The following is a 15,271-nucleotide window of genomic DNA, read 5'->3' as shown; positions in this document are numbered from 1 at the left end:
TGTTGTTTGCTGTGTTGAACTTTTCATTTGTCGTAAATTAGTGTAAAATTAGTACCAAGTACTAATAACTCATGTAATAGTAGGAGGACTTTTTCAATATGAATCTTTCTTTATCTGGAAAAACTTATGTAGTAATGGGTGTTGCCAATAAACGCAGTATTGCATGGGGAATTGCCCGCTCATTGCACAATGCAGGAGCAAGATTAATTTTTACCTATGCAGGTGAAAGATTAGAAAGCAGTGTTCGTGAACTTGCTAATTCGTTAGAGGCTGAAGGGACACTTGTTTTACCGTGTGATGTTACACGCGATGAAGACGTTGCGAAGTGCTTTGCTGAAATCAAAGATTCAGTTGGGGCAATTCATGGGGTAGCACACTGCATCGCATTTGCTAATAAAGAAGAACTAAGTGGTGAGTATATGAACACAACTAGAGAGGGCTTCATGCTCGCTCATAATATCAGCTCATATTCCTTAACAGCCGTAGCGAAAGAAGCACGAGGATTGATGGTTGAAGGTGGAAGCATTGTCACGTTGACGTACTTAGGTGGAGAACGTGCAATCCAGAACTATAATGTTATGGGTGTAGCCAAAGCTTCTCTAGATGCTAGTGTTCGTTACTTATCCGCAGACCTTGGAAAAGATAACATACGTGTAAACTCGATTTCTGCAGGTCCAATTCGAACATTATCCGCAAAAGGAATAAGTGATTTTAATTCAATTTTAAAAGAAATTGAAGAAAGAGCTCCATTACGTAGAGCTACCACTCCAGAAGAAGTTGGAGACACTGCTTTGTTCCTTTTCAGTGATCTTTCACGAGGAATTACCGGCGAAAACATTCATGTTGATTCCGGATATCATATTCTATAAGGATGATGATGAAGGCCCGCATTTGATGCGGGCCTTTTTGCTTGCAGTAAATTTCTTATTTTCCTATGAACGCGTATGGGCCTCTAGCATAAATATAATGTGTAGGATTACGTAAATGGAGGTACAGAGCATGTCGGAAAAGAAAAGTAAAGGACCATTACTCTATATACACCAGCCGTTTGCAAGGACTCCTGCAACTAACATGCAGGACATTTATACGAGCAGACTGGAAGAAGAAGAGATGGTTGAGAAAGAAATGCTGTTAGAGGCTGAAAGCAAAAAGAAAATCTCTCTTTTAAAAAAGGAAATAGTTCAAGAGCCAATAGGGACGGAAGGATCTAGATCAGATAATCCAGCAACAAAATCACCAACATCGATTCAGGAAAGACAGCGTTCTCCCTTTAACAGGGTGAAACCCTTTAAAGAAATGGATATTAAAGAACGATTGAATTATTTAATCAACTATCCAAAAGTCCTTCCGCCTCCACCATGCGTTTTTATTACTGAAGAAAAAAATTATCAGGGATACTTAACTGTGTACGATGGTGACGAAGTAACGATTCGATTTCATGATCAATCAACAAATACAGTGCCAGTCCATGCACTTAAAGGGGTTATCTTGATTGGAATCAAAAAATAGAGACAACAAAAAAGCCAGCCGATTATACCGACTGGCAATATTTTTAATTGCAAATTCCTAAGTTAACATCCGCAATACATTGAACAGCGCAGAAGCATCTTAAGTCAACTGTTATGCAATCGTTACTTGCGCGGAAACGTTCAACTTGACAAACCTTATCGAGGTCAATACAACACTTATCTCCACCTGAAACTAAGTTTACTGGGGTGAAAGTTCCACCTTCACGGCGACCAGGTACTAATACACGAAGTGTAGCACAGCAGTTATCAAATACATCTTCGACACGGAAGTAGATGGATACACATGCATTGTTTTCGGTACTAAAGAAAGCGTGGAATGGTGAACCATCCGCAGTACTTAAAACAAATACACGAGTATCAACTGGATCTCTCCTTGCTGGTGAAACCAATGTACCAAGTGGCTCATTGAAACAACTAGAACATTCAGGACATTCATCTTCTTCTACAGCATTATCTTGGATATCCTTAATTGCACGGACGACTTCGCAAACACAATTACCTTTATGAAAATCATGATCATTATTTCCACAACCCATTTATTTTTCCTCCTTAATCCGATATACATCTTACATTATTAACATATTTCACAGAGCACTTTTGGGTAACGGACAATAGCCTTGTTTGAGTAAATTAGGCGACAAAAATGCTATGAAAGGAAGAATGGATACACAACATGAAAATAACTTTATTAAACCTGATTATTCTATCACTTGCGTCTTTTAGGCTAACAAGATTATTTGTTTTTGATAAAATAACCGAATTTATTAGGGAGCCTTTTTTCAATGAAATCAAAGAAGTAGATGAGTATGGTGAAATCGAGGTTTATTATTTACCAAAGGAAAAAGGGGTCAAAAAGTTCTTCGGTGAACTTCTTAGCTGTTATTGGTGTTCAGGGATATGGACTTCTGTAGGAGTTGTCGGTATATCACTTCTATATCCAATCGTTTCCTACCCTATTATATTAATTTTAGCGGTTGCTGGCATTGCATCAATCTTGGAGTTAATTGTACAGTATTTTATCGATAAATAAGGTGTTTGCTGAGACAAGACCTACATCTTGGTCATATTCTAATACAAGTAGGAATGAATTGAAAGCAAGGGAGAGAGAATTAATGAGTCGGAAAAAAAGGAGAAACCAATATACAACCACAACACAAGGTACAGAAACAACACAAGATTTAGAAACAACACAAGATATTGAAACAACACAATCCACTCACATGTATCAACCGTCAAAATCCATAAAGCAAAAAGGTTCAGGTTGTGGCTGCGGAAAAAAAACTTCTAAATAGGCTTAAGGGGACTGCCAGATTGACTGGCAGTTTTTTTGTTTTACGAAGGAATAAAGATAAATTACTTGTAACTAGTCATAATTTTAGACAATATCGAAAAAACTACCTATAGTGATGGTTAAAAAAACGGAATAAGGGATGGGAATCAAATGAAAGCTATTCATCATTGGGTATTATTCGCTTGTTTATTATTACTCTCCTCCTGTAGTCAAAATCCACAGGTTAAGGATAGTCAAATAGCCCTTATGAAAACAACGAATCCTAATCCGATTGTAACCGGGAAAAACATAAGTAAAAATCATGTGAAAGAAATTGAGCATGATGTAAGCGCGTTTCCAGAATTATATGATGTGGCCGTTATAAAAGGGAAAAAAGATACACTAGTGGTATATAAGGTTAAGCATATGCATCGTTTTAGAATGAAAAAAATTGAAAAAAACATCAACAAAATGCTTAAAGAAAAATATCCCAATGATAACTTTACCATTTCAAGTGACTACAAAATTTTCCTCGAAGCAGTGAGACTTGATGAGAGAATGAAAACCTCCTCTAAATTTTCTCATCAAAGGGCTGAAAAACGCTTTAACGACATCGTTAAAATGACGAAAGAAATGAAGTAAGAAAGGAAGAATGTAGATGCCAACGGAAAAGCAGAAAAACATGACGCCTCAGCAGCGCAATTACCAACAGCTTCAGCAGAAACATGAAATTAAAAGGCCTGTTTTGAAGAATTGTATTAAGGCATTTTTTGTTGGTGGACTTATTTGTGTTATCGGCCAAGCCATCAGTTACTTTTATATTTACTTTTTCGATTTTACCGAACAGAGTGTAGGAAATCCGACCGTGGCAACAATGGTCTTTTTATCAATGTTACTCACTGGCTTCGGAATTTACGATCGTCTAGGACAATTTGCTGGTGCAGGAAGTGCTGTGCCCGTTACCGGCTTTGGTAATGCCGTAATCTCGGCATGTATCGAACATCGAACGGAAGGCTTTGTTTTAGGTGTAGGTGGAAATATGTTCAAGCTAGCAGGATCGGTAGTGCTCTTCGGTGTTTTCTCAGCTTTTGTTGTTGCGCTTGTTAAAACGCTGCTAGTGATTTGGGGGGTTTTGTAATTGCTAAAAGGGCACCAATCTTGGATATTTACAAATCGGCCAATGATCACAGCTACCGGGGTTACTGGTGGTCCATTTGAAGCCAATGGAAATTTAGCCAATGATTTCGATTTATTATATGAAGACTTATGGATGGGAAAGGAGTCTTATGAAAAAGCCCACCGTTTACTATTAGAAGAAGCAATTAAAACAGCTTTACAAAAAGGGAATGTTGAGAAAGAGCAGATTCAATTTTTATTTGCTGGAGACTTAATTAATCAAATTACGCCAACCAGTTTTGCGGCAAGGACAATGCAGATTCCATACTTTGGTCTGTTTGGGGCTTGCTCAACGTCCATGGAAGGGCTGGCCTTAGCCTCTTTTGTGGTAAATTACCAGGGGGCAAAATACGTACTTACGGGTGCTTCAAGCCATAATGCAGCAGTCGAAAAACAGTTTCGATACCCAACAGAGTATGGAGGTCAAAAGCCTCCGACTGCACAATGGACGGTAACAGGTGCAGGGGTAGCACTTGTGCAACCAAATGAATCTGGAAAGATGCACCCAGTAACAACTTCGGCAACGATTGGAAAAGTCATCGATATGGGATTAACCGATCCGTTTAATATGGGCGGCGCGATGGCACCAGCAGCAGCTGATACAATTATGGCCCATTTCCGCGATCTTCAATTAGAACCCTCATATTATGACTTGATTATCACTGGGGACCTTGGCCGAGTTGGTCATGATACAGCTTTCGAGTTAATCAATAAGAGTGGACTTCAATTAGAACGAAAACAATTTCAGGATTGTGGTTTATTAATGTATAAGGATGATCAGCCTGTACAATCGGGGGGAAGCGGTGCGGGTTGCTCAGCCACAGCCTTGTATGGGCATTTCCTGAACCAAATGAAAAAAGGTACATATAAACGAATCTTAGTAGTTGCGACGGGGGCTCTGCTATCCCCGCTCAGCTTTCAGCAAAACGAATCGATACCATGTATTGCACATGCTGTTGCCATTGAAATGAATGGAGATAAGGGGTGATCCTATGCTAGCGATGTTTTTCTGGGCATTTGTTATTGGTGGGCTAATCTGTGTTCTAGGGCAGCTTTTATTTGATGTTGCCAAGCTTACACCTGGTCATACACTAAGTTTGCTCGTTGTCATTGGAGCTATATTAGATGGTTTTGGACTGTATGAGCCACTAGTTGACTTTGCAGGGGCAGGTGCTACCATTCCAATTACCAGTTTTGGAAATTCATTAGTCCATGGGGCACTTCAGGATGCAGAGAAACATGGGCTAATAGGAGTACTGACCGGTATGTTCCAAGTGACAAGTTCCGGTATCTCTGCAGCGATTATTTTCGGTTTTATTGGTGCACTCATTTTTAAACCTAAAGGGTAAATGAATCATTTTTAAAACTCAAATTACTGAAATAGATGTCGCGCCTACACACAGTATAAAGTAATTTCATATGTTATTAATGAGATTACAGAAGTGAGGTGACATTCTATGTGCTTTGGATATGGCGGCTACGGCTACGGTGGTGGATACGGGTACGGTTCAACTTTTGTGTTAATCGTCGTATTATTCATCCTTTTAATCATTGTTGGTGCAAGCTTCTATTAATAAACAGTAAGCTTGTATTAATGGAAAGGGTTGGCCAAAAAAAGTGGCCAGCCCTTTCTTTACTTGTTTAGCGTATGCGCTTAAGGGCGCGTACGCTTTTCCTATTTAATTCACCATTTTCCCTTTCCTTCATACAATAAAGTAGTTTATGAAGGAGCGTGATCTTTTACCATGGATAATGGATTTTTTAAAAACATTGAAAAGAAAACGGGCGTTAATATGAAAGATATCTTAGATTTAGCCAATTCATTACAAAATGCGAATTTTAAAGATGAAAAAACAGTCCGTAATGTAATTCGTCGGGTTTCTCAAATTGCCAATAAACCGGTAAATAAAGAAATGGAAGATCAAATTGTAAAATCAATCATTAACGATGGAAAGCAGCTTGACCTTAATACAATTTCGAATATGATCAATAAAAAGTAAAAGAAGAAGACCACTTTCCTAGGTTTTAGGAATCGGTCTTCTTCTTTTTAGTAAGAGAAACTAGGAACCTTGAGCGATTTGCTTTTTTCCCTCGTCTATTTTGCGGAATAGAAATAAACAGCTGCTCCTTTGCACGAGTCATCGCCACGTAAAATAGTCTTCTTTCTTCTTCGAGTGCAGTAAAGTCTCCATTTCGATAGGCTTCCAGGGCAAAATCATGCGGAAGGCTGCCATCGACTGAGCCGATCATATATACGGTTTTGTATTCAAGGCCTTTTGAGCGGTGGATTGTACTTAGGTTGATTGCTTCATGAAAATGTTTACTTAAATTTTTGATTTCTTTGTTCATCGCCGACATGTGCTCGGAATGAGCTAGAAATGCTTGAATTTTGTCGAAACTTTTTGCAGCCACCTTTAAATCCTTAAGATCGTCCGATCCTTTTTCAAGTTTATTCGATTCATTTCCGCGTTTTTTCAGAAAATCAAGAAAGCCAATATCTTTCTCAACCCTTTCAATCGCAGTGTGAGGTGAAGAATGCTTTAACCCTCGAATAATCGTGACAGCTTTTTTTAATTTCTTTTCCTGAAATGCATGGGCTGTCGTTAAGTGTGCGAGTGCCTCAAGAAGACTGCAGTCTTTTAGGATACTTTGTGCTTTTAATTCTTTTAGGACTGCCTGCTTTAAAAATAATAATGGTAAAATGTCTGACATTGCTTGCGTGTCATCCTCATTTAAACTCACCTTTAGAAATGCAAGGGCGCTTCTCACAATATAGCGTTCGTAAAAAGCCTCTGCATCCAAATCGATTTTAAAAGGAAGGTTGGAGCCAGCCAGTCTTTCAAACACCGCGCGAGAACCTGCATTGGTCCGATAAAGAATGGCAAAGTCTGAAGGATTTGCACCAAGTGAAATCCTCTCCTGTATATCGGTAATAATCATTGTTGCTTCTTCCTCTTCATCATAGGGGAAAAATAACTGTGGGAGTTTTTCTGATGAAAACTGTGCTTTCATTTTCTTTATTCTTCTCATTTTATTAGCTGCAATCATTTGATTAGCAGCCGAGACAATTTCATGAGACGATCGATAATTTTGATCAAGTGTGACCATTTTGGCATAGGGAAAATCTTTTTCAAATTCTAGCAAATAGCTTGGGTCACTACCCCGAAACGAATAGATCGCTTGATCATCGTCGCCAACGGCACATACATTTTTGTGTTTTCTGGATAAAAGTTTGATCAGCTCATACTGGACCTTATTAATATCCTGAAACTCGTCAATTAAAAAATAATGAAACCGATTTTGATATTGTTCAAGCAGGGAAGGGGTGGTGGCAAACAATTGATAGCAGCCAATTAGCATATCGTCAAAATCAAACAGACCTTCTTTTCTCTTATAGTCTTCATATCTTTTATATAAAAAGACAGCTTTTTCTTCCCATTCGGTGGTGGGCTTTACTTCATCTGGCATCAACAGAGAGTTTTTCCATAACCCGATTTGCTGAAGAGCTAAATCATAGGCAAATTCTTTTTCGGACAAGTCGAGTTCTTTGCCAGCTTCCTTCAGGATTTTGTCTCGCTGCCATTCTTTTTTTAGCAGCTTATTTGAAGACCAATTAATTGAATCATGGAACATTAGAATGCGATAAAAAATACTGTGAAAGGTTCCGGTAACAAGCTGATTGATTTTATCGCGTTTCATTTGCGGATAGGAAAGCAGACGGTTCTTCATTTCAGCAGCAGCTTTTGACGTGAATGTCACGAGCATGATTGTCCTTGGGTCGATGTGTTTGTCATCTAGCATAAACGCTGTTCGTGCTGTTAACACTCGAGTTTTGCCACTCCCTGCACCAGCAAGGACTAATAAGGAGCCTTCTGTCTCCATAACAGCAGCAGCCTGACTTCCATCAAGAACAACTCCACTGTCTGCAAGTTGCTGTAAATACGGTGAGCGCTCCTCATGCTTGTCACTAATTGTTTGTTTAAACGCAACCGTATATTCAATATTTATAGAATTTTTGAAAAGATCCACGCTTTGCGGGATCTGTGTAATGGTTCTACCCTTTGGGATGTTAAATCCGTTCACTTCGGAAGATTGTTGTGAATCTACTTTTTCCATTATTACAGTGGGTTCTGGGCAATGTATTTCAGGTGAATGTGTATGGAAAAAATGGGGGTTCTTCTGAATTCCTAAAAACAATCGAACGTTCCCTTTGCATACAGGGCAGCTCAGTTGACCATTTTTTCCGGCGAGAAATATTTTTTGATATTGATCCCTGCTTAATTGTTCAAGGACAATATTCTGATTTTGATAAATTGCTGTTTTCATAATTTTTACCCTCTATATCCAAAAATCAAGACATGTTCTATCATATCAAAACCTGAGGGTAACTAAAAGGGTTTCACCGACATTGCTGGAATTACCAAAAAGCACTTGCCGCATAAAGCGCCAAGTGCTTCCTTAATTTATATTTCTTTTACCATCGTTTTATGAGGAATTCCAGCATCCATAAATTCCTCTGAGACAATCTCATAACCAAGTCCTGCATAAAAGGGAATGGCATGTGTTTGAGCATTTAGCTTTAATTTATGAATATCTTTTTGAAGCGCATAGTTCTCGATTGCATTCATAATCGTTTTTCCTGCACCAGTTTTCCTTGCCTTGTTCAATACACAAATTCGTTCAACTTTTCCATAGCCATCAACGAAACGAAATCGACCGGCTCCTATCGGAGATCCTTCATCGTACATGACAAAGTGCTTTGCCTCGTCCTCGTAGGCGTCAATTTCCTCTTCGAGAGGGACATTTTGTTCCTCAACGAAAACGATTTTCCTAACTGAATAGGCATCTTCAAGTTCTTTTTGATTTTCTACAATCTTGACTTTCACTTAAACTATTCCTTTCCAAGACGAAATGTTTCATAAACGGTCCAGGAACCATTTTCTAATTGATAAAGTAGATGGAAACGGTCAACCGTTTCTTCATGATTAATCTTAGTCATACGCAGTGATCCAAAAACATCAGAATGCTCATCATTAGATAGCTCTTGACCAATCGTGATATGCGGAACAAATGCATATTCTAAGTTTTGCTCCGTAAACTCTTGATTGACTTCATTATTCAAGGCGGAAAGTTCATCTGTCTTGTCTACTTTGAAATAGATAACATTATTTACAGGCTGAAAAGAACTGATTTTTGAAGTCTTTAATGTGAATGCCTTATGGCTAGCAGCTACTCTCCGTAACTTTTCAGCGTATTCCTTTGCTTCTTCTTCAGACGCTTCAAATCCAGTTTTCAATGTTAGGTGAGGTGTAATTAAAGCATAATGCGGGTCATAACGTTTTCGATAGGAATTAGCTAAATCCTGTAGTTTTTTTGATGGAAAAATAACAACTCCAAATTTCATACGTATACCTCCGTTTTGATGAACTGACCTTTTTTAACAAAAACAAAAAATTAACCTTCCTGATATTATAGCAAATTTTCAAAAAATATTAAACGACTTATCTTGATGTATATTCTAATAAGATTAAAATAGCATTTTAAGAGCCCGTCTTAAATCTGGCTGCCAGTAGGTCCAAGTATGATTCCCGTTAAATTCTTCATAAAAATATGTAATGGGTTTTTCTGAAATTATTTTTGAAAGCTTCCGGTTAGGGGTCAGGAAATCTTCAATTTTGCCATTTGTAGTCTGAACTTCAGTTTCTTGATTACCTATTACGTGATAGAGTTGTAAAAGCTGTCCATCCGAGAAGTTCTGGACCGAATTCAATACATTTTCATCCACATATGGAGATTGTAGAAGGACTTTTCCAAATGTATGAGGATATTGAAGGGCAGCCATTAACGAAACAGTTGCGCCCAGAGAATCTCCTATAAGCGCTCTGGTCAAGCCCATTTGATAAGTTGGAAGCTCTTGATCTAAATACGGAACTAATTCATGGGCAAGAAAGCGAATGTATTGCTGATTCTGTTCGCCTTCAGGATGGTATTTCCTGCGGCGGTCCTCTACATTCCTATAGGGTACCCCAACAATAATTAAATTTTCAATTTCCTTTTCAAAAAGATACTCGTCTGTTAATCGGCGAATTCTGCCAAGTTGAAAATAATCCCTGCCATCCTGGGCAATCAGCAGCGAATACTTATATAACGGTGAGAAATTTGCAGGCAGATAAACGAGAAGCTGTAAATCTTCTCCAAGCTCCCTGCTGTGAAAGGTAAGTTCTTTCATTGTGCCTTTTGGAAATTCCATGCAATGATTCCCCCAATAATTCGATCTTTACCACTGCATTATAACAAAACTAAAGTGGAAATGCTTTTAAAGATAGTTGGGAAGAATGATATGTGAATGTAGGTAAGAGAAGGATTAGTGAAGGTAGCGTTGTTTGGTGCGAGAATCAGGCATAATCGATAATATATTTTCCCGTTTAAAGGTGCGCATTTGTTTGCGCAGCAAACAATACGCACGAATGTATTCGTCGTGAACTTCCTTTACAATCAACTTCCGTTGTGAAAGTTCTTGGTTGTCGGCTAAATAAATCATTTCTAATGGAATATTTTCCTCGATTGAACGTATAAAAAGCCCATCCATGTGAATCGCCCCTTTCTTTAATATATGTTATTATTATACCCAAACATTTGTTCTTTATTCAAGATTAATGGAACAAATGTTCCTTTTTAGAGTTATAAGAGAAATGTAATTCATTGAATTTAATTAAACTATTGACATTACCGAAAAAATTTATATAATTAGAAATGTAGTTTAATTAAATATGACTTGTTAGCTCAGTGGGAGAGCACTTCCTTGACAGGGAAGGGGTCGTGGGTTCGAATCCCTCACAGGTCATCAAAAAATCCTAACATCTATATGGTGTTAGGATTTTTTTCATTTTCTGTAGTTTCTAATTTATATTTCATTTTCCTTTTAAAAAAATATTCCTCAAGAGTAACTTATTCTCCTTATAAAAGATGTAAACCGTCCAAAAAATGAACACCTGTTAACCTTTACAGATGTTCATTTTTTTATATAAATTAATTTGATTATTAAAAATCTTATATTTCGCATTAAATAACCAACCGCCATTTCATCTAAACTCCATTCAATGGGCTCCCACTACAAAGAGTTCTAAGACTGTTAACTTTAATAGTGTTGCGAAAGAAGCTGGTGTAGCTAAAGCTACTTGCATCTTTAAAATGAGTCTTTCTAAAACAATCAGTTTTGTTGTAGCAATAAAGGCTTACTGCCTTTTTTTATGCCTATTATTTTTTGCACTTTACAAAGATACTACCTAATTGTACAATAAAAAAGACCGAATGGTCTTACAAATTTCGTAAACCTTTTTCAAACGGAGGCAAATAGATTCATGGTTAATCGCAAGGGAGAACAGACTAAAGCCCTGATCTTAGAAAAAGCATCGAAACTTTTTAATAGCCAAGGATATAGGGCATCTTCTATTTCCGACATCATGCACGAGACTGGTCTTCGAAAAGGAGGGATTTATAACCATTTCGAAAATAAAGAGGAAATAATGTTGAGCGCTTTTTCCTTTTCCATTGACACGATGAGTCATTTTTTCTCTGAAGCAATGGCAGGCAAACAAGGATGCATGGAACGTCTTCTTTCCATTGTTTCCGTATTCGAGGGGATTGCTGAAAGAGAATTGTTCCCGGGAGGTTGCCCGATTATGAATGCTGCCATTGAGGCAGATGACGCAGACCCATTGCTTAAAGATAAAGTCCGTGAAGCAATGGATGGCTTGCTCGGAATGGTTCGTAATCTTGTTCAGGAAGGCATAAAGAAGGGTGAGGTTAAACCAGGAGTGGATCCCGAGTTTGTGGCGACCGTGTTTATCTCCACGCTGGAGGGGGCGCTAGCACTTAGCAAACTTTACAAGAACCAAGAGTACATGAAAAGAGCTGTGCATCATCTTAGATCGTTTCTTGCTCAGAACTGTGCCTAGCAGTCCTAAAAAAGAAGCCGGCGATGGCTTTTTTTTTCACTCTAAAAAAGACCGATCGGTCTCTGTGACTATCTATAATACTTAGAAGGCGATACTACGAAATCTGACAAGGATGCTGTCATAGTGGATGTCGTCTGATCATCGATGAGCAAGAAGAAAGAAACTTTAAGTCTTGACCGTGCCGATAAGCTTTCCTTACAAGTTCTGTGAGCCTTGGTAAGAAAGCTTCACGCCGGCGTACTTTGCGATGCTACTGATACAGCGATGAGAACAGCCTACTCATCTACCCTCAGCGAAGGGGAGACATTCACAACGCTAGAACTAAAAATCAATTTTACGAAGTCTGTATGGAATGCACGACTTCGAATGATTGGGCAGGCCATCAAACAGGGTAGTACTAACGGATGGTCCTTAAATTGAACGACTAAGGAGTTGAGTGCCATGAAAAAGGTGACAATAAATGATCATCCTACCGTAAAACAATATTACAAGAAAAAGGAAATTATGCAGGGAACCGAAGGCAGGCGCATAGATACACAGTGGTTGCGGAATTTATGTCTACATGCCGGAGCCGACGATGTTGGATTCGTCTCTATTGACCGAAACGAACTTGAGGACCAACGAAAAGAAATTTTGAATCTGTTTCCTGAAGCTAGGACGCTTATTAGTTTCGTCTGTAAAATGAACCGCGAGCCCTTGCGTTCGACAGCTCGATCCATTGCAAATACGGAATTTCATCATGTTGTCGATAACGTAACGCATATCGGACATGAAATCGTGAAAGAGCTTGAAGAGCAAGGCATCAAAGCATTGAATCCGCCAGCAGGATTCCCGATGGAGCAGGAAAGTACCGGAAAAGCATGGGTCATCTCGCATAAACCAATTGCGGTTGCGGCTGGACTCGGGCAAATCGGCATCCATAGAAATGTCATTCATCCCAAGTTCGGCAACTTTATTTTGTTAGGTACGATCCTTACAAATGCAGATATGACTTCGGAAAGTCAGCCCATTGTTTATAATCCGTGTTTGGAGTGCAAATTGTGCGTAGCTGCCTGCCCGGTAGGAGCCATTGGCGCTGATGGTCATTTTAATTTCTCCGCCTGTTATACGCACAACTATAGAGAATTTTCCGGCGGCTTCACCGATTGGGTGGAGAAGATTACCGACAGCAAAAATTCTAAAGCATACAGGGACAAAGTAAATGATGGAGAAACAGCATCTATGTGGCAGAGCCTTTCTTTTGGGGCTAGCTATAAAGCGGCCTACTGTTTGTCCGTTTGTCCTGCTGGAGAAGATGTAATTGGTGAGTTTCTTGACGATCGTAAGAAATTTTTGAAGGACGTTGTCAAACCACTACAGGATAAAAGCGAAATGGTGTATGTTGTGCCGAATTCCGACGCTGAGGATCATGTCAAAAAGCGTTTTCCCCATAAACAAGTTCGGCCGGTGAGCAACGGCTTACGATCGAAATCAATCCGGGCGTTTTTGCAAGTGCTTCCTCATATGTTTCAAAGAAATCAAGCAAAAGATTTAGCTGCTACCTATCATTTTACATTTACTGGAGAAGAAAATGCTCAAGCAACGGTTATCATTAAGAACAAGACCCTTACTGTGGAAAAGGGACATATCGGGGATGCAGATTTCCAACTTATTGTAGACAGTCAAACATGGATTCGGCTGTTGGCCAAAGAAACAGGGATATTATCAGCCATCATGTCAGGTAAAATTCGCACAAAAGGCCAGTTAAAGCTGTTCAAGGCTTTCAGCAAGTGCTTTCCGTCATAAAAGATGAGAAGATTTTAATAAAAAGTGGGAAATAACATAATCATTTTGTTAGGTTCGATACATTATTTCTTTACCGATACAGTTCATAGAAAAATTCTCTTAAAAAGCTGCCTCCCCTGCAAACCAGGGCACTGAAAAACTTACTTTTAATTAGTTGAAGACATGCTTCAAATCAAAAAGGCGACATTTCGTTCAAAATAGAACGAAATGTCGCCTTTCTCTTTATACTTTTTACTTTGATTCTTTCATGAGGGTAATGATTCGCTTGAGATTAACATGGTCTGTAAAAATAAAAACAGTAAATACATAAGTAAACGTAGTAAAAACTGGCTGAAGTTGATTAACTGGCAGTATGAGGATGTTTATATTTCGGAAGGATGAATTTGGTTGGGTTTGTTCGCGCAAGAATGTTGATCATTTTTACCCGATTGGTATATTGGAACTCGGAACCACACCACAAGTTCGGCAAGCGTTTTATAGAATCTCTATACAGTTAATTATTAATGAAAGTGAAAAGTTCGTGGAGATTGAACCAGTTATTCGATGTCGTGTGAAATTCCGAAAGTACTCGTAACGGATTAATCCGTACGACGTCCTTCAGTGAGTTTCTATTTTAATTTACTTTGTTTCTTAGCTGCCTACGACAGTTGTGTCTTTGAAATAAAGTCACGATGTTTATAAAAAAAGTCACACTGTTTAGAATAAAGTTTGATAATTTACAAAGGTTTGATCAAAAATCCTGTATTGATATGCAGGATTTTTTTGTTCCGCAATCGGGCCAGATTCTTGAAGATTAAATTTAAAAATGAGAAATTTCTAAATGATAAAGATTTAATTTTTATTTTGGTTATAATGACTGATGAGAAAGTTATCGATTTTTGAAGGACTGATTATCCATGGAAAGAATCATTTTATGGTCACTACTTATAATAGGAATCGCCTTATTCTTTTATAGTTTAAGAAAACCACCAATCAAAGATTTGATTTTAATTTTCTTATTGACCTCTTTTTTCTCAACATTTCTTGGTGTTCTTGTTGTAGAAAGAAAAATGATTGAATATCCAATAAGCTTTTTAAGTAACTATTTCAGTTCTAGCATTCTTTATGAAAATCTTTTATTTCCAGTTGTCTGTATTTACTTATATCAAGCAACTTATTATTCAAGATATCCTAGTTATTATTCTGAAATGTGCATTGTATACCTCTGTTTTAACGATCATTGAGGTTCTTTTGGAAAGATATACTGATTTAATTGAATATCATACTTGGACATGGAGACACACGTTTATCAGTACCTTTTTTCTAATGATGTTTATCCGTATCCTTATAAAATTAATTAACAGACATGAAAGATAAAGTTACTAAAGCCTAATCACTTCGTATTGCAAGCGGGAAATTAGGCTTTATCATTACTCTTTAAACGCACCCTTACTTAAAAGAAGAAGTTCTTTTTATTATTCCTTCTAATTGTTTTGTATAAGGTGACTTGGAAAATTTAAGTTGTAACCTTTTTCATTCGAATTAACCTTAAATGCCAAGGTAACCAGAACCCA

21 protein-coding genes and 1 tRNA gene are annotated in these 15,271 nt (G+C 38.1%); 16 read left to right on the top strand and 6 right to left on the bottom strand.

Features of this window, described 5'->3' with window-relative positions; all coding sequences use genetic code 11:
* The first annotated feature begins 98 nt into the window (after positions 1-98).
* Together fabI and QF028_RS19525 are read left to right on the top strand one after the other, a co-directional pair.
* The gene (fabI, locus tag QF028_RS19530) at positions 99-869 is read left to right on the top strand and encodes an enoyl-ACP reductase FabI (protein ID WP_214999601.1); all 771 of its coding nucleotides are present in this window, start codon (positions 99-101) and stop codon (positions 867-869) included.
* Positions 870-999: 130 nt separating this feature from the next.
* Positions 1,000-1,509, top strand: a complete 510-nt coding sequence (locus QF028_RS19525; RefSeq protein WP_429467906.1) for a CotO family spore coat protein — start codon at positions 1,000-1,002, stop codon at positions 1,507-1,509.
* Positions 1,510-1,552: 43 nt separating this feature from the next.
* Here QF028_RS19525 and QF028_RS19520 read toward each other — a convergent pair whose 3' ends face one another.
* Entirely contained in the window at positions 1,553-2,065 is a 513-nt protein-coding gene (locus tag QF028_RS19520) for a CotY/CotZ family spore coat protein (RefSeq protein WP_214999598.1), read from the bottom strand.
* Between the two features lie 137 nt (positions 2,066-2,202).
* On the opposite strand from QF028_RS19520, the gene QF028_RS19515 reads away from it, so the two are divergent.
* The 8 genes from QF028_RS19515 to QF028_RS19480 all read left to right on the top strand — a co-directional run bounded on the left by QF028_RS19515 (position 2,203) and on the right by QF028_RS19480 (position 5,975).
* Positions 2,203-2,559: a DUF1360 domain-containing protein gene (locus tag QF028_RS19515; protein WP_410882064.1), complete on the top strand. Its 357-nt coding sequence runs from the start codon at positions 2,203-2,205 to the stop codon at positions 2,557-2,559.
* Between the two features lie 82 nt (positions 2,560-2,641).
* Complete coding sequence (locus tag QF028_RS19510) at positions 2,642-2,821, top strand: hypothetical protein (RefSeq protein WP_429467902.1); 180 nt, start codon at positions 2,642-2,644, stop codon at positions 2,819-2,821.
* A gap of 149 nt (positions 2,822-2,970) precedes the next feature.
* Complete coding sequence (locus QF028_RS19505; RefSeq protein ID WP_214999592.1) at positions 2,971-3,441, top strand: sporulation protein; 471 nt, start codon at positions 2,971-2,973, stop codon at positions 3,439-3,441.
* Between the two features lie 16 nt (positions 3,442-3,457).
* Complete coding sequence (spoVAC, locus tag QF028_RS19500) at positions 3,458-3,937, top strand: stage V sporulation protein AC (RefSeq protein WP_214999589.1); 480 nt, start codon at positions 3,458-3,460, stop codon at positions 3,935-3,937.
* Positions 3,938-4,963, top strand: a complete 1,026-nt coding sequence (gene spoVAD, locus QF028_RS19495) for a stage V sporulation protein AD (protein ID WP_429467899.1) — start codon at positions 3,938-3,940, stop codon at positions 4,961-4,963.
* Positions 4,964-4,967: 4 nt separating this feature from the next.
* Positions 4,968-5,324 carry a stage V sporulation protein AE gene (gene spoVAE / locus QF028_RS19490; protein ID WP_168242521.1) on the top strand — a complete coding sequence of 119 codons (357 nt, stop codon included), beginning with the start codon at positions 4,968-4,970 and terminating at the stop codon, positions 5,322-5,324.
* A 108-nt stretch (positions 5,325-5,432) separates the two neighbouring features.
* Positions 5,433-5,549: a YjcZ family sporulation protein gene (locus QF028_RS19485; RefSeq protein WP_098528384.1), complete on the top strand. Its 117-nt coding sequence runs from the start codon at positions 5,433-5,435 to the stop codon at positions 5,547-5,549.
* Between the two features lie 171 nt (positions 5,550-5,720).
* Positions 5,721-5,975, top strand: a complete 255-nt coding sequence (locus QF028_RS19480; protein WP_214999585.1) for a stage VI sporulation protein F — start codon at positions 5,721-5,723, stop codon at positions 5,973-5,975.
* Positions 5,976-6,000: 25 nt separating this feature from the next.
* On the opposite strand, the gene QF028_RS19475 is transcribed toward QF028_RS19480, so the two are convergent.
* The 5 genes from QF028_RS19475 to QF028_RS19455 all read right to left on the bottom strand — a co-directional run bounded on the left by QF028_RS19475 (position 6,001) and on the right by QF028_RS19455 (position 10,564).
* On the bottom strand, positions 6,001-8,301 hold the full coding sequence (locus QF028_RS19475) for a UvrD-helicase domain-containing protein (RefSeq protein ID WP_429467896.1): 2,301 nt from the start codon (positions 8,299-8,301) through the stop codon (positions 6,001-6,003).
* A gap of 137 nt (positions 8,302-8,438) precedes the next feature.
* Positions 8,439-8,861, bottom strand: coding sequence for a GNAT family N-acetyltransferase (locus QF028_RS19470; protein WP_429467893.1), 423 nt, complete (start codon positions 8,859-8,861; stop codon positions 8,439-8,441).
* A gap of 5 nt (positions 8,862-8,866) precedes the next feature.
* Positions 8,867-9,379 (bottom strand): YjcG family protein, encoded by a 513-nt coding sequence (locus QF028_RS19465; RefSeq protein WP_429467891.1) that lies wholly within the window; start codon positions 9,377-9,379, stop codon positions 8,867-8,869.
* 123 nt (positions 9,380-9,502) lie between these two features.
* Positions 9,503-10,225, bottom strand: a complete 723-nt coding sequence (locus tag QF028_RS19460; RefSeq protein ID WP_410882055.1) for an alpha/beta hydrolase — start codon at positions 10,223-10,225, stop codon at positions 9,503-9,505.
* A gap of 114 nt (positions 10,226-10,339) precedes the next feature.
* Entirely contained in the window at positions 10,340-10,564 is a 225-nt protein-coding gene (locus QF028_RS19455) for a hypothetical protein (protein ID WP_214999575.1), read from the bottom strand.
* A 183-nt stretch (positions 10,565-10,747) separates the two neighbouring features.
* On the opposite strand from QF028_RS19455, the gene QF028_RS19450 reads away from it, so the two are divergent.
* The 6 genes from QF028_RS19450 (at position 10,748) to QF028_RS19425 (ending at position 15,074) form a co-directional block, all read left to right on the top strand.
* Positions 10,748-10,819 (top strand) — tRNA-Val (locus QF028_RS19450).
* Positions 10,820-11,336: 517 nt separating this feature from the next.
* A complete protein-coding gene (locus tag QF028_RS19445; protein ID WP_214999573.1) occupies positions 11,337-11,933 on the top strand; it encodes a TetR/AcrR family transcriptional regulator in 597 nt (198 codons plus the stop codon).
* Between the two features lie 213 nt (positions 11,934-12,146).
* Positions 12,147-12,353, top strand: a complete 207-nt coding sequence (locus tag QF028_RS19440) for a hotdog domain-containing protein (RefSeq protein WP_429467888.1) — start codon at positions 12,147-12,149, stop codon at positions 12,351-12,353.
* 21 nt (positions 12,354-12,374) lie between these two features.
* Complete coding sequence (locus QF028_RS19435) at positions 12,375-13,718, top strand: SCP2 sterol-binding domain-containing protein (protein WP_429467886.1); 1,344 nt, start codon at positions 12,375-12,377, stop codon at positions 13,716-13,718.
* Between the two features lie 896 nt (positions 13,719-14,614).
* Positions 14,615-14,941, top strand: coding sequence for a CBO0543 family protein (locus QF028_RS19430; protein ID WP_429467884.1), 327 nt, complete (start codon positions 14,615-14,617; stop codon positions 14,939-14,941).
* Positions 14,823-15,074, top strand: coding sequence for a CBO0543 family protein (locus QF028_RS19425; RefSeq protein WP_429467882.1), 252 nt, complete (start codon positions 14,823-14,825; stop codon positions 15,072-15,074). Before QF028_RS19430 ends, QF028_RS19425 begins: the two co-directional genes overlap by 119 nt.
* Positions 15,075-15,271: the final 197 nt, after the last annotated feature.

The organism is Neobacillus sp. B4I6 (assembly GCF_050434045.1).
GTDB lineage: Bacteria > Bacillota > Bacilli > Bacillales > Cytobacillaceae > Neobacillus.
Note: the sequence above shows the minus strand (reverse complement) of the source record. Positions and strands in the feature narration are given on the sequence as shown.